The sequence below is a fragment of the Paenarthrobacter sp. AR 02 genome (genome assembly GCF_021538675.1).
Lineage (GTDB): Bacteria > Actinomycetota > Actinomycetes > Actinomycetales > Micrococcaceae > Arthrobacter.
In genome coordinates this window covers 143,167-156,808 of the sequence record NZ_JAJUKH010000006.1, presented here as the reverse complement: position 1 = coordinate 156,808, position 13,642 = coordinate 143,167, and the positions used below count along the sequence as shown (strand labels likewise).

General features: G+C 64.4%; 9 protein-coding genes. 5 read left to right on the top strand and 4 right to left on the bottom strand.

Annotated elements, in window-relative coordinates:
• Positions 1 to 3 precede the first annotated feature (3 nt).
• Positions 4 to 1,323 carry a glutamate-1-semialdehyde 2,1-aminomutase gene (hemL, locus tag LRQ04_RS13545; RefSeq protein WP_235520659.1) on the top strand — a complete coding sequence of 440 codons (1,320 nt, stop codon included), beginning with the start codon at positions 4 to 6 and terminating at the stop codon, positions 1,321 to 1,323.
• Between the two features lie 113 nt (positions 1,324 to 1,436).
• Positions 1,437 to 2,723, top strand: coding sequence for a glycoside hydrolase family 3 N-terminal domain-containing protein (locus tag LRQ04_RS13540; protein WP_235520658.1), 1,287 nt, complete (start codon positions 1,437 to 1,439; stop codon positions 2,721 to 2,723).
• An 81-nt stretch (positions 2,724 to 2,804) separates the two neighbouring features.
• On the opposite strand, the gene LRQ04_RS13535 is transcribed toward LRQ04_RS13540, so the two are convergent.
• The 4 genes from LRQ04_RS13535 to LRQ04_RS13520 form a co-directional block, all read right to left on the bottom strand.
• Entirely contained in the window at positions 2,805 to 3,542 is a 738-nt protein-coding gene (locus LRQ04_RS13535) for an amino acid ABC transporter ATP-binding protein (protein ID WP_211714242.1), read from the bottom strand.
• Positions 3,539 to 4,303: an amino acid ABC transporter permease gene (locus tag LRQ04_RS13530; RefSeq protein WP_235520657.1), complete on the bottom strand. Its 765-nt coding sequence runs from the start codon at positions 4,301 to 4,303 to the stop codon at positions 3,539 to 3,541. Before LRQ04_RS13530 ends, LRQ04_RS13535 begins: the two co-directional genes overlap by 4 nt.
• Before the next feature lie 12 nt (positions 4,304 to 4,315).
• The gene (locus LRQ04_RS13525) at positions 4,316 to 5,266 is read right to left on the bottom strand and encodes an ABC transporter substrate-binding protein (protein ID WP_235520656.1); all 951 of its coding nucleotides are present in this window, start codon (positions 5,264 to 5,266) and stop codon (positions 4,316 to 4,318) included.
• A gap of 340 nt (positions 5,267 to 5,606) precedes the next feature.
• Positions 5,607 to 6,317, bottom strand: a complete 711-nt coding sequence (locus LRQ04_RS13520; RefSeq protein WP_235520655.1) for a 3'-5' exonuclease — start codon at positions 6,315 to 6,317, stop codon at positions 5,607 to 5,609.
• A 66-nt stretch (positions 6,318 to 6,383) separates the two neighbouring features.
• On the opposite strand from LRQ04_RS13520, the gene LRQ04_RS13515 reads away from it, so the two are divergent.
• Genes LRQ04_RS13515 through LRQ04_RS13505 form a run of 3 tightly spaced genes read left to right on the top strand, consistent with a single transcriptional unit; the run spans position 6,384 to position 13,641 of the window.
• Positions 6,384 to 6,800 carry an MGMT family protein gene (locus LRQ04_RS13515; RefSeq protein WP_235520654.1) on the top strand — a complete coding sequence of 139 codons (417 nt, stop codon included), beginning with the start codon at positions 6,384 to 6,386 and terminating at the stop codon, positions 6,798 to 6,800.
• Positions 6,797 to 10,129 carry an ATP-dependent DNA helicase gene (locus tag LRQ04_RS13510; RefSeq protein WP_235520653.1) on the top strand — a complete coding sequence of 1,111 codons (3,333 nt, stop codon included), beginning with the start codon at positions 6,797 to 6,799 and terminating at the stop codon, positions 10,127 to 10,129. The genes LRQ04_RS13515 and LRQ04_RS13510 overlap by 4 nt, the downstream gene beginning before the upstream one ends.
• Positions 10,126 to 13,641 carry an ATP-dependent DNA helicase gene (locus LRQ04_RS13505; RefSeq protein ID WP_235520652.1) on the top strand — a complete coding sequence of 1,172 codons (3,516 nt, stop codon included), beginning with the start codon at positions 10,126 to 10,128 and terminating at the stop codon, positions 13,639 to 13,641. The genes LRQ04_RS13510 and LRQ04_RS13505 overlap by 4 nt, the downstream gene beginning before the upstream one ends.
• The last annotated feature ends 1 nt before the right edge of the window (position 13,642 follow it).

Here is a 13,642-nt window from a genome sequence, read left to right as displayed (position 1 = left end):
ACCATGACTTCAAACACCCCCGTGTCCGACCAGCTCTTTGACCGCGCCCGGTCCCTTATGCCCGGCGGCGTGAACTCCCCGGTCCGCGCCTTCGGATCCGTGGGTGGCAACCCGAAGTTCATGGTCTCGGCCAAGGGTGCCTACCTCACGGACGCGGACGGCAAAGAATACGTTGACCTGGTGTGCTCCTGGGGGCCGGCATTGTTGGGCCATGCCCACCCGGCCGTCCTCGACGCCGTCCACGCGGCCGTGGACCGTGGCCTGTCCTTCGGTGCGTCCACCCCGGACGAAGCCAACCTGGCTGCCATCGTCAAGGAACGCGTCTCCGCCGTCGAACGCCTCCGGATGGTGTCCACCGGCACGGAAGCCACCATGACGGCCGTTCGCCTAGCCCGCGGTTTTACCGGCCGCAACCTCATCATCAAGTTCGCCGGCTGCTACCACGGCCACCTCGATGGACTGCTCGCCGCGGCCGGTTCGGGCGTCGCCACTTTGGCCTTGCCCGGCTCGGCAGGTGTCACCGAAGCCACGGCAGCTGAAACCCTGGTGCTGCCTTACAACGACCTCGCCGCCGTCGAAGCTGCCTTCGCCGCCCACGGCAACAACATCGCTGCCATCATCACTGAAGCTGCGCCGGCCAACATGGGTGTCGTGACCCCGGGAGAGGGCTTCAACGCCGGTCTTTCGCGGATCACCAAGGAACACGGTGCACTGCTTATCCTCGACGAAGTGCTCACCGGATTCCGCACTGGACATGCCGGCTACTGGGGCCTGACTGGCCGCCAGGAGGGCTGGGCGCCGGACCTTCTCACCTTCGGCAAGGTCATCGGCGGCGGCATGCCGACGGCGGCACTCGGCGGACGCGCCGACGTCATGGACTACCTCGCTCCCGTTGGTCCGGTTTACCAGGCCGGCACCTTGTCCGGTAATCCTGTGGCCATGGCTGCTGGCGTGGCAACGCTGACGAACGCGACGCCTGAGGTCTACGCCCACGTCGATGCCCGTTCGCTGGAGCTGTCTGCGGCCCTGTCGTCCGCCCTGGAAGCGGCCGGCGTAGACCACTCCATCCAGAGGGCAGGCAACCTGTTCTCCGTCGCGTTCGGCACCTCCGCCCACGGCGTGCACAACTACGACGACGCCCAGGGCCAGGAATCTTTCCGCTACGCGCCCTTCTTCCACTCCATGCTGGACTCCGGTGTTTATCTTCCGCCGTCTGTCTTCGAAGCCTGGTTCCTGTCTGCAGCCCACGACGACGCAGCAATGAGCCGGATCTTCGACGCACTCCCGGCAGCTGCGAAAGCTGCGGCCGCCGCCTCAGCCTGACGTGGTCAGCCTGCCCCGGGGAGCTGCACCGCGCAGCTGCCCGGGGCATTGTTGTACCCGCACGGGGTAGGCTCGTAAGTGGAAACCCAACCCCAACGAATCAACGGTTTACCATGCGCAAGACCCAGACAATTGCATCCCTCGGAATGAGCATCGCGGCGGCTGGAGCTCTGCTCGCCATGGCGTCCGGCTGCTCGGCAGGCAACGGAAGTTCCGCCCAGAACCCAACTCAAGGGACGCCGTCGACCTCCGCTTCCCCGTCATCAGCCGCCCCGGTTCCCAGCACCGCGGCGGCAACGCCCTCCGCACGGCCTTCTGCTCCAGCGGCCCCTGCTCCGGCCCCACAGCCGAGCACCGGCACCCCATCTGCGGCTGAACAGCAGCTCGCCACCTTGGACGTGGAACAACGCGTTGGACAGCTGTTCATGGTTGCTGCCAAGGCTACCGGCGCCGAACCTGCAACCATGGCCGCGCTGAACAAATATCACGTGGGCAACGTCTACTTGAGCGGGCGCAGCAAAGCCGGAACGGCGACCACAGCGTCGGTGGTGTCAGCATTGACCGGCACGGTTTCCGCTGCCACAACCGGTGGGTTGCCGTTGTCGGTCGCCACAGACCAGGAAGGCGGTTTCGTGCAGGTCCTGTCCGGTCCGGGCTTCTCGCAAATACCCGCAGCGCTGGTACAGGCTGGGGCAGGGCCCACCAAGCTCCGTGCCGACGCGGCCGTCTGGGGCAAGGAGCTACGCAGCGTTGGCGTCAACGTGAACCTTGCCCCAGTCCTGGATACCGTCACGAGTCCCGAATTTGCCCCGTCCAACGCCCCGATAGGCCACTTCCAGCGGCAGTACGGCTTCACACCCCACGATGTCTCGGTGCTGGGCAATGCCTTCGCGGATGGCATGAAGGATGCCGGCGTCGCTCCAGTGGTGAAACACTACCCGGGCCTGGGCCGAGTGGTTCCCAACACGGACGTCAGCAGCGAGGTCCGGGACACTTCCACCACCAGTAATGATCCCGCCCTGGAACCATTCCAGGCAGCCATCAAAGGTGGCGCCCGGTGGGTCATGGTCTCAAATGCCTATTACGACAAGATCGACCCTGCCAACATTGCACCCTTTTCGCCGACCATCATGGACACCATGCTGCGGACGGATGCCGGGTTCACGGGAATCGTCCTGTCAGACGACCTCTGCAGCGCGGCTCAATTGGAAGCATGGTCCGATGCCGATAGGGCGCTGAACTTCTTTGCTGCCGGGGGAACCATGCTGGTGTGCGCCGATCCTGCCCGCATCCCCACCATGCACCAGGCCGTGGTGCAGAAGGCCCAGTCCGATCCGGCGTTCCGTGCCAAGGTGGACGCGGCAGTGCTGACCATCCTGCGGGTCAAGGCCGGCCAGTAGCTTCAGGTTCCGAACGCAGGAAAACCCCGCCTCGCGCAGCCCCGAGGGGCACGCAAAGCGGGGTTTCCTGTGGCTTCGCTTCTAAAGGACGTCCGAAAGGAAGCCCTGGAGGCGCTCGGTGCGCGGATCCGTGAACAGCTGTTCCGGCGGGCCCGACTCCACGACCACACCGGCATCCATGAAGGTCACAACGTCGGAAACGTTGCGGGAGAAGCCCATCTCGTGGGTCACCACCACCATGGTCATGCCACCCTTGGCCAGGTCCGTCATGAGGGCCAGGACGCCCTTGACCAGCTCCGGGTCCAACGCAGATGTTGCCTCGTCGAAGAACATCACTTCCGGCTTCATGGCCAGCGCGCGGGCAATAGCCACACGCTGCTGCTGGCCACCTGAGAGGTTGGCCGGCCGGGAGTCCGCTTTGTGCTTCAAACCCACCAGGTCCAGCTGGTTCAGGGCCTCGTCCCGCGCCTGCTCCTTGGACATGCCACGGAGTTTGCGCAGGGCCAGCGAGATGTTCTCTGCCACCGTCTTGTGCGGGAACAGGTTGAATTGCTGGAAGACCATGCCGATCCGGCGGCGCAGCTCATCAGGGTTGTCCTTGAGAACCGAACGCCCGTCAAGCAGGATGTCGCCTTGGTCCGGCTCGATGAGCCGGTTCATGACGCGAAGCAGCGTCGACTTGCCCGAACCGGAAGGACCGATCACCGAGGCGGTGGTGCCCTTCTCGACGTGCAGGTCGATGCCACGCAGGACGTGGTTGCTGCCGAAGGACAAGTGGATGTTCTTGGCCGTCAATGTGCCTGAAACGAATTCACTCATGCTTGGGCTCCTTTTCCAACGACGGCTGCTGCTTCGTCCGGTTCTTTCTTCTCCGGACGGCCGGTCCGCATCCGGGCATCAATCCAGTTCACGAAGTGGGTGAGCGGAATGGTCAGTGCCAGGTAGAAGATGGCGGCAGCTACATAGGGGGACAGGTTGCCTGTGTTGGCCGCCGCGTCCTTGCCGATCTGGAAGATCTCACGCTCGGTTGCCAGGAGGCCCAACATGAAGACCAGCGACGATTCCTTGATCAACGCGATGAACTGGTTAACCAGGGCCGGAAGCACGCGGCGGATACCCTGGGGGACCACTACCAGGCGCATGGAGGAACCGTAGCTGAACCCAAGGGCGCGGGTAGCCTCCAGCTGGCCCTTGTCCACGCTCTGGATGCCGGACCGGAAGATCTCACCGATGTAGGCACCAGACATCAGGGACAGTGCCGCAATGGCCATGGGGTACGGGCTGGTTGAACCTGTGAGTTCACGAACAATCGGGCCGAACCCGAATCCGATCACCAGGATGGTCAGCACCGGTGGAAGCCCGCGGAGAATGTCCGTGTAGATGCGGGCTATCCACCGTGCCCCTGCGTTCCGGGAAATCCCCATCAGGGCGAGCAGCATCCCGATCGCTGTCCCGATGACGCCGGAGACGACAGCCAGCACAATGGTGTTGGGCAAGCCGACGGCGAACATCTTGGGAAGGACTTCGCCTATCGCCTTCCAGTCAAAGAAGCTTTGGGCCAGTTGGTTGAGGATATCCATGGAACGTCCGGGTTACTTGGCGGGGATCTGGACGGCCTTGCTGCCCGGCTTCCAGCCCTGGGGGGTCTGCTCAGCAGCAGTCGGACGGTCCTTGTACCACTCTGCCGTGAGCTTGGTCCAGGTGCCATCGGCGATCACAGCGTCCAAGCCGGAGTTCAGGGCATCGATCAGGGGCTTGTTGTCCTTGTTCACTGCGTACGCGGTGAAGTTCTGGGTGTTGACAACCTTTTCGGCGATCTTGGTGTTGTCGCCTTCCTTGACCTGGCCTTCTGCCTGCTGTGACGGGGCTACCCAAGCGTCGATCTGGCCGTTCTTTACGTTGCCGTAGACCGTGTTGTAGTCAGGGAAACGGACAGGCTCGATCTTGAGCGTGTTGGTCATGTAGTCATCCTGGACGGTGCCCTGGACAACGCCGACGCGCAGGCCTTCCTTGATGTCGCCGAAGCCGGTGACCTTGGAATCCTTCTTGGTGACGACGGCCATGTAGCCAAAGTCGTAACCGTTGGTGAAACCGACGGTCTTGCGGCGGGCGTCCGTGGTGGAGATCGAGGAGGATCCGACGTCGAACTGCTTGTTGCCCACCTGGGAGAGCAGTGCTGAGAAGTCAGTCGACGCGAATTCGACCTTGAGGCCCAGCTTGTCGCCGATGGCGCGGAGCAGTTCATTGTCGTAGCCGGTGAACTTGCCGGAAGGATCAATGAAGATGTTGGGCGGGGCGTCGGAGAGGGTGCCGACGCGAAGGGTGCCGTCGGTGATGAGGCCGAGCTTGGACTTGTCGATCTTGTCCAAGGGGGTGACGTCAGCGGTCGTGAAGGAGTCCAGGCTCTTCTGGTCGCTGCCGGCGAGGGCGTCGGTGGGGGTGCCGCTCGGGGTGGAGGATCCACCGCCGCATGCTGCCAGGGAAATCACCAGGGCTGCGGCCACGGGGGCGACAGACAGCCACTTAGGGGCTTTGAATTTCATGAAGAAATCACTTTCATCGGGTCACGGAGACGTATCGCGTTGGGCGGGGAACACGGCAGCGAAACGAAAGTTGGCTGCCCTAGCAGACTTCAACCCGCCAAACTTAATTATGTCACCAGGGCCCCAGGCGCCAGTGAATCGAATAAGTGGGTGCCAACGCTCGGTTTAGCCGAATATAGTTCCTGCCAGGAGTGCCTTGTCCCTTGGACTATTCAACGGTGGGGCGAAGTCGTGGAATCCGCGCACGAATACAGGCCTGATGGGGGTTCCCGAAATCAGGTGTGACTTGCGTCGCAGAACGTAATCCGCGGGGGGACGGTTCCGCTTGCGCGGTGCGCCGCTAGAAGCCGCCTCTGCTGGCGTCCTCGGGCGGAAGGACGGGCCATTCGCCCTCGATGACGGCCGTCGGCTTGCTGCGGCGGAGATACTGCTGGAAATCAGCAGCCTGCGAGGCCGCCCAGCCCACCTGCAACTGGTGGAGCGTGGATGCCGGCATCTGCAGCTTGGGAAACTTGCCGGCCATGGCGTCCAGCACCCTCAAGGTTGCCAGGGCATCCGCAGCTGACGTGTGGGCGTTGTTGAAGTCAACCCCGTATTCCTCGCACAGGGCGGTCAGGGTCCGCTTGCCCTTCCGGTAACGGTCTACCTGCTTGTTCATGATGTAGGGATCCAGTACGGGGAAGCGCGTCAGTTGAGGGACGCCGTAGCGGGCGGATTCCGCGGCGAGGACCGTGAAATCGTAACTGGCGTTGAAAGCGATGACCGGAGTGCCGTCGTCGAAAAGTCCCTGAAGAACTGCGGCTACCTCGTGGGTGACCTCTGCGGCGGGGCGCCCCTCCGCCCGCGCCCTTTCGGTGGTGACGCCGTGGACCTCGCTGGCCTCGGCAGGAATCTCCACACCCGGATCCGCCAGCCATTCATGCTCGGCGATGAGCTCCCCGCGTTCATCCACCACCGTGATGGATGCGGTGACGATCCGCGCTGACCGGGAGTTTTTCCCGGTGGTCTCGAGGTCGAAGGCGGCGCGGGAGAGGGTGTTCCAGGAGCTCATGTCTTCAAGCTACCGGCTGGCTCCGACACTATTTGGGCACGACACTCCTGCCGTTACGCTGAACACATGCGGATGGAGTATGTGACGGCGGTGCTGGCCGTTGTGGACCTCGTTCCGTCCGGCTCGGCAGTGTCCTATGGTGATGTCGCCGAGCTGTTGGGTTCCGGTGGTCCACGGCAGGTTGGATCCGTCATGAGCCATTACGGCAGCCCGGTGGCGTGGTGGAGGGTGCTGCGGGCCAGCGGCGAGGCACCTGCCGGGCACGAAGCCGATGCCCTGCGGCACTACCTGGCCGAATCCACCCCTCTTCATGGTGCGTACCAGGCTTTCCTGCTGACGGGCGAGGGCCGGTGGCGCGTGGACTTGGCCGCCGCGCGTTGGGCACCAACGGATGCGGAATTTGATCAACTTGATGTGATCTCGGACCAGTTGGAGCGTCAACTCCATATTTTGTCGGTGCCCGATGATGAAATGACTGTGTGACCGCGACACCCACCAAAACCCGCCAGGCTTCGGCAACGCTCCGCCTGCTGCCGCCACGCGAGACCCACTACGCGGCACCTGTTCTATCCCCGGACCAGCAGGCCGTGGTTTCGCTTCCACAGGGAAGTGGCCCCGTACTCGTCCCCGGCGGTCCGGGAACGGGCAAGTCCACAGTGCTCATTGAATCGGCTGTCCGCCGGGTCCGCGAAGATGGCCTGGATCCGGGCAGCATCCTCATCCTTGCCCCGGCACGGCACGCGGCCGCCGGCCTGCGGGACACCTTCACGGGGCGATTGGACCGTAGCCTCAGCACGACGCCGGCACGGACGTGGGCTTCGTATGCCTTCGATGTCATCCGGCGAGCCAAAGCGGAAGGCATCCTTCCGCTGGCCCGGCCGCCCAAGCTCCTGTCCGGCCCCGAACAGGACCTCATCATCAAAGAGCTGCTGGAAGGACACGCGCGTCCCGGATTCCATCTGCCCTGGCCCGAGGATCTTACGGCTGCGCTGCCCACCCGCGGTTTCCGCCACGAGATCCGGCAGTTGTTCGACCGAATCATCGAATCGGGACGAACTGCCGAAGACCTGGTTGGCCTGGCCTATGAATGTGGCCGGCCGGACTGGATGGCGGCGGCGGAGCTGTACAGCGAGTACAGGGATGTCCTGGACCTGCGAATGCCCGAGGCCTTCGACCCCGCTGGAATCATCACCACGGCACGGCAGATTTTCCAGGACTCACCGTCGTTCCTGGCCGCCGAAAGGGACCGGCTCCAGCTCATCCTCGTGGACGACGCCCAGGAATCCAACCCTGCCGTGTTCGAGCTCCTCGCCGATGTGGCGGAGGGCAAGGATGTTGTGGTGACGTATTCGCCGGATACCGTCGTGCAGGGATTCCGGGGTGCGCGGCCGGACCTCGTAGCTGAGCTGCCATCCCTGCTGGGCGGCGCCAATCACGACATCGTGGAACTTCCCCTGGGCGTCACCCACCGGCACACGCCTGCGGTAGCCGAAGCCTGGACGCGGGTCGCCGCCCGCATTTCACAGCGGTCCGGCGGTCAGCTCGCACGGCGAATGGAACAACCGGCCGTCTCTGTTTCCGGGCAGGATAACGGGGCAGGGGAGGGCCGCGTGGAAGGGCATGTGCTTCCCTCCGCCGTCCACGAAATGCGATACGTAGCCCAACGCATCCTCGAAGCGCAGCTCCGTGAGGGGCGGGAGTTCAGCGACATCGCGGTGATCGTTCGCAACGGCGGGCAGATCTCGCAATTGCAGCGCTACCTGGGGGGCCAGGGGATCCCGGTGCGGGTTCCTGTGGCTGACTCGGCCGTCCGCGACGAAGTGGCAGTCCGTCCTCTATTGGAGGCCTTGGCGATTGTCCTGGACCCCGCCAAACTCACCCCCGAGACAGCAGTTTCCCTCCTCACCTCCCGGATCGGCGGCGCCACCGCTATCGAACTGCGCAGACTGCGGCAGTCGTTGCGCCGCGAGGAACTGCTCGGCGGCGGAGGGCGGTCAAGTGACGCTTTGCTCGTGGAGGCGTTGCTTCAGCCAGGGGCCCTGGCTTCACTGGGAATTGAAGGCAGTTCGGCACGCCGGCTGGCACGGATGTTTTCGGCGGGGGCCGCGGCCGCAGAACAGCCTGGCGCGAACGCCGAATCCGTGCTGTGGGCCCTATGGCAGGCCACGGGGTTGTCATCCCGGTGGGCAGAAGCAGCGCTTGAGGGCGGCACCGCCGGGGCGCGCGCTGACCGGGACCTGGATGCCATGATGGCGCTGTTCCACACGGCGGAACGGTTCGTGGACCAGTTGCCGGGCTCCGGTCCCGAACAGTTCCTGGACTATTTGATGAACCAGGAACTTCCCATGGACACCCTCGCGGCCCGCGCCCAGCTGGAGGCCTGCGTTGAGATCATGACCCCGGCCAGTGCTGCAGGCAAGGAATGGCCGGTGGTGATCGTTGCAGGCCTTCAGGAAGGTGTGTGGCCCAACACCCGTTTGCGTGGTGAACTGCTCGGCAGCACCGTGTACGCCGACGCCGTGGAGCATGGGGTGGACTATGCGCTGGCACGTGGACCCTTGAGCCGCCTCCGCGACATCCGCTACGACGAGCTGAGGAGCTTTTCGACGGCAGTCTCGCGTGCCCGCGAGGTCCTTATTTGCACTGCAGTGTCTTCCGAGGACGAACAGCCCTCGGCGTTCCTGGATTACGTGGCACCGCTGGCCGCCGGCGTGTACAGGCGTGAGTACACGCCCGTGGACCGTCCCATGACCCTGCGTGCACTCGTCGCGGAGTTGCGGCAGCACGCACAGGCAGGCGAGTCCGGTCCTGGCGGGCCGGAAACCGCACGGGAGGCTGCACGGGTACTTGCCCGCCTCGCCAGTACGGAGCCCCCTGTCGCAGGCGCCCACCCGGACACCTGGTGGGGACTGGCGCCACTGAGCTCCGAAGCTGCCGTGGTGCCGCCCGGGGGCACAGTGTCCGTCTCGCCCTCGAAAGTCGAAGCTGTCCACAAGTCACCCCTGGATTGGTTTGTCCAGGCCGCGGGAGGAGAGGCAGCTACGGATTTCGCGCGCAGCCTGGGAACGCTGGTGCACAGCATCGCCCAGGAGCTGCCCGACGCCTCCGGCTCCGAGTACGTCGCAGAGCTGGTCAGGCGCTGGCCCACCCTTGGCATGAAAGACAACTGGGAGGGAAAGCTGGACTTCCAGAGGGCCGAACTCATGGTCCGTAAGCTGGCCCAGTATGTGCTCCTCATGCGCAGCGAGGGAAGGAGCCTGCTGGCCGTCGAGCATGATTTTGAAGTCCAGCTTCCCGATGTCCACGTGGATGACCTTGGCGTGGAAGAGCCCGGGGCCGGGAACCCGCGGCACGCGGTCCTCCGAGGTCAGGTGGACCGTCTGGAGATCGATTCCGGGGGCCGGCTGGTCGTCGTGGACCTCAAGACCGGAAAACGCCAGCCCGGTAAAGCCGAAGTTGCCAGGCACCCCCAGCTCGGTGCTTACCAGGCTGCCGTCCTTCAAGGTGCCTTCCGGGACGCCATAACCGGTACGGAAACGCCCGACGCCGGACCGGCGGACACCGCAGTCCCGGGCGGAGCGGTGTTGGCCCAGCTCGGCACCAAGGCCAAGAGCCCCGCCGTGCAGCAGCAGGAGCCGCTTGACCCCGCCGATAACTGGGCCGAGGGCCTGGTCAATGAGGCGGCTGGGCTCATGGCTGCGGCGACTTTCGAAGCCCGGCACGACCCCAGCAAAAGCGGCCACGGCGGCCATGGGTGCCGTCTCCCCGATATCTGCCCGTTGTGTGCCAGAGGAAAGCAGGTCACCGAATGACAATCGAGCTCCTGGCTGGTTCTGCCGCCAGCAGTCCGGGCGCGGAGGACGTTCCTGAGCCCCGGTTCACGCCCTCGCAACTGGCTGGAATTTTGGGTGAGAAGAACCACCCCACGGACGAACAAGCCGCCATCATTGCATCGTCCCTCACTCCACGCCTGGTCATCGCTGGAGCCGGTTCCGGCAAGACTGCCACCATGGCGGACCGCGTTGTGTGGCTCGTGGCCAACGGATGGGTACGCCCTGAGGAAGTCCTTGGCGTGACTTTCACCCGGAAGGCCGCAGGGGAGCTGGCCAGCCGCATCCGGAGCAAACTGGCCACGCTGCAGCGCATTGCGGCCGAAGACGACGGCAGCCTTGGTTTCCCGGAAGGGTTGATGGGCACAGACGACCTCGAACCCAAGGTCTCCACCTACCACTCCTACGCGAGCGGCATCGTCTCCGACTATGGCCTGAGGCTAGGTATTGAACGCGATGTTGTCCTGTTGGGCGGTGCCCAGTCCTGGCAGCTAGCCAGTGAAGTCGTCGAGGCCTATGACGGCGACTACGAACACTTCACCGCGGCCAAGTCAACCCTGGTCAACGCCCTCATCCAGCTGGCGGGGGAGTGTGCTGAGCACCTTCAGGACCCGGCCGCGGTCAGGGAATGGGTCCTTGAACGCGTCCACGCCTTCGAAGAGCTTCCCTACGTAGCCGGTGCAAAGAAGAGCCCCACCCAGGCCGCCGGCGAGCTGGCGTCGATGCTCCGGACCCGTGCCAGTGTCGCTGACATGGTGGTCCGGTACCAGGAGGCAAAGCGGCAGCGGGGTGTCCTCGATTTCGGCGACCTTGTGGCACTCGCCGCGAGGATCGCCAGCGACATCCCCCTTGCTGCCATCACCGAACGTGCCCGTTACAAGGTGGTGCTCCTGGACGAATTCCAAGACACCTCGCATGCGCAGCTCGTCCTGTTCTCGCGACTGTTTGGACAGGGCCATGCTGTCACCGCAGTGGGCGACCCGAACCAGTCGATCTATGGTTTCCGCGGTGCTTCGGCAGGACAGCTCTTCCATTTTGTGCAGGAGTTTCCCGTCAGACGTATCGATACGGCCGGCGGGACTGAAACGTACTCCGTGGCTCCCACGTCGTACCTGACTACGGCCTGGCGCAACGGTCGGAACATTCTGGAAGCGGCCAATACGATCGCAGCGCCCTTGAACAAGGCAGCGGTGATGGATGGGCCCGCAGGGGAAAGGGACTCAGCCTCCGGTGTCTCGGTCCCGCCTTTGGTTCCCAGCCCGGCGGCCGTTGACGGGAGCGTGGTGATTGGGCGTTTCAGCACCGATGAGGATGAAGCCGCTGTCATTGCCCGCGATGTCCGGCGGTACCAGCGGACGGTCTTCGAAGAGGAGGGGGACGGTACGCCGGTCAAGCCGACGATGGCGGTGCTGTGCCGGCGGCGCGCCCAGATGGAGTGCCTTCGCCGCGAGTTCGAGCTGCAAGGCATCCCGTATGAAATCGTGGGCCTCGGAGGCCTGCTGGACACGCCGGAGATAGTGGACTTGGTGGCCACCCTGCGGGTGCTGGCAGACCCTGGACGTTCTGACGCCCTGATGAGGTTGCTGGCCGGCGCACGTTGGCGCATTGGTCCGGCGGACTTGATGGCTTTCAGCGATTGGTCGCGTTCGCTGGCCCGTCGCCGGTCTGCCCCGGACTCCCACCCGGATCCCATCGATGCCAATGAGGAGCCGGCAGCGGTAGTGGTTGAGAGCGATATCACCGATGCCGCAAGCCTGGTGGAGGCCCTGGACTTCCTGCCCAAGCCCGGCTGGACTTCGGGGCACGGAAGGAGCTTGAGCGAGGTCGGTTTGGAACGCCTGGCCAGGCTTGCCACTGAACTTCGCTTCCTTAGGAGCTACATTGGCGACGACCTCACCACGCTCCTGGGCGAAGTGGAACGGGCGATGCTCCTGGACATCGAAGTGGCAGCCAAACCAGGAATCAGCATTCACCAGGCCCGCCGCAACCTGGATGCCTTCCAGGACGCCGCGGCCGGGTTCCTGCAGACGTCCCAGCGCATCGACCTTTTGGCGTTCCTGTCCTGGCTGGAGGCGGCCGCATCAGAAGAGGGCGGTTTGGACGTAGCTCCGGTGGAGACCAACAGGGAAGCCGTGCAGTTGCTGACAGTCCATGCCTCCAAAGGACTGGAATGGGACGTTGTCTTTGTTCCCGGGCTCAATGCCGGTTCGTTCCCCAGCAACCGGGATTCCCGATGGAGCAGCGGAGCTGCAGCATTGCCGTGGCCATTGCGGGGGGACCGCGCCGATCTTCCCCAGTGGGACCTTGACCAGCCGGACCAGAAAGGGTGGCTGGACGCAGAGAAGGATTTCAAGTCCGAGGTCCAGCATCACGGTGAGGCAGAGGAACGCAGGCTGGCGTATGTGGCCTACACCCGGGCCAAATTTGTCTTGTGGGCCTCCAGCGCAGCTTGGAACGGCTCCCGCTCGGGGATGGCCCCCATGTCGGGTTTCCTGTCAGAACTGGCCCCGCTCGCCGGATTGGAAGGCGTGGACGGGGAAGGCCGGGAACCGGCTATCGCCCGCAGGACGGTACAAGCAGTCATCCATGCGGAATCCGTGGCCGAGGAAGCGTTACCGCAGGAGAGCCCGTTGACCGCAACCCTGGAAGTGGCACAGTTCCCCTACGATCCTCTGGAGGGCCCTTCCGATCCCCGGACCGGCGCGCGTCTCAGGCTGGTTCCCGGGCGCAGGGTTGCCATGGACCAAGCAGCGGCGTTGGTTCGCGGCTTCATGGAAGGACACAGCTCCAGCGAGGCCTCCGATGATGTGAGTGGCATGGCCGCACGATGGTCCCAGGAGGCCGAACTCCTGCTGGACCGCCAGCGGATGCGTTCATCAGTCCAGGACGTCCACCTGCCCAGCCACATCTCTGCATCGCTGTTCGTGGACCTCGGATCCGATCCGACGGCTGTCCTGTCCCAACTCCGCAGGCCCGTGCCCCGGGAGCCTGGAATCTCAGCCCGCAAGGGTACGGCCTTCCATGCATGGGTGGAGGAGTACTTCGGCTCAACCGGCATGTTGGACCTTGACGAGGCACCGGGTTCGGACGCCCACATCGACGAGGCCTACGGCCTGGACGAGATGGTGTCGGCGTTCAAACAGTCAGAGTGGGCCCATCGTGCCCCCGCATTCGTGGAAGTACCGGTGGAAACGCGCATCGGCGACGTCGTGGTCCGTGGTCGCATCGACGCTGTCTTCCGTGACTCTGACGGGCGTTGGCAGCTCATTGACTGGAAGACCGGACGCCGTCCCTCAGGCCAACAGTTGGCGTCGCGCGCAGTTCAGCTCGCCGTGTACCGGCTCGCCTGGGCACGATTGCAAGGAGTTCCCCTGGACGACGTCAGTGCCGCTTTCTACTACGTGGTGGACGACTCCGTGGTGAGGCCCCATGATCTGGGCACGGCCGAAGAACTGGAGGAGATTATTGAACGTGCTTTGAAGAACAGTGCCTGAG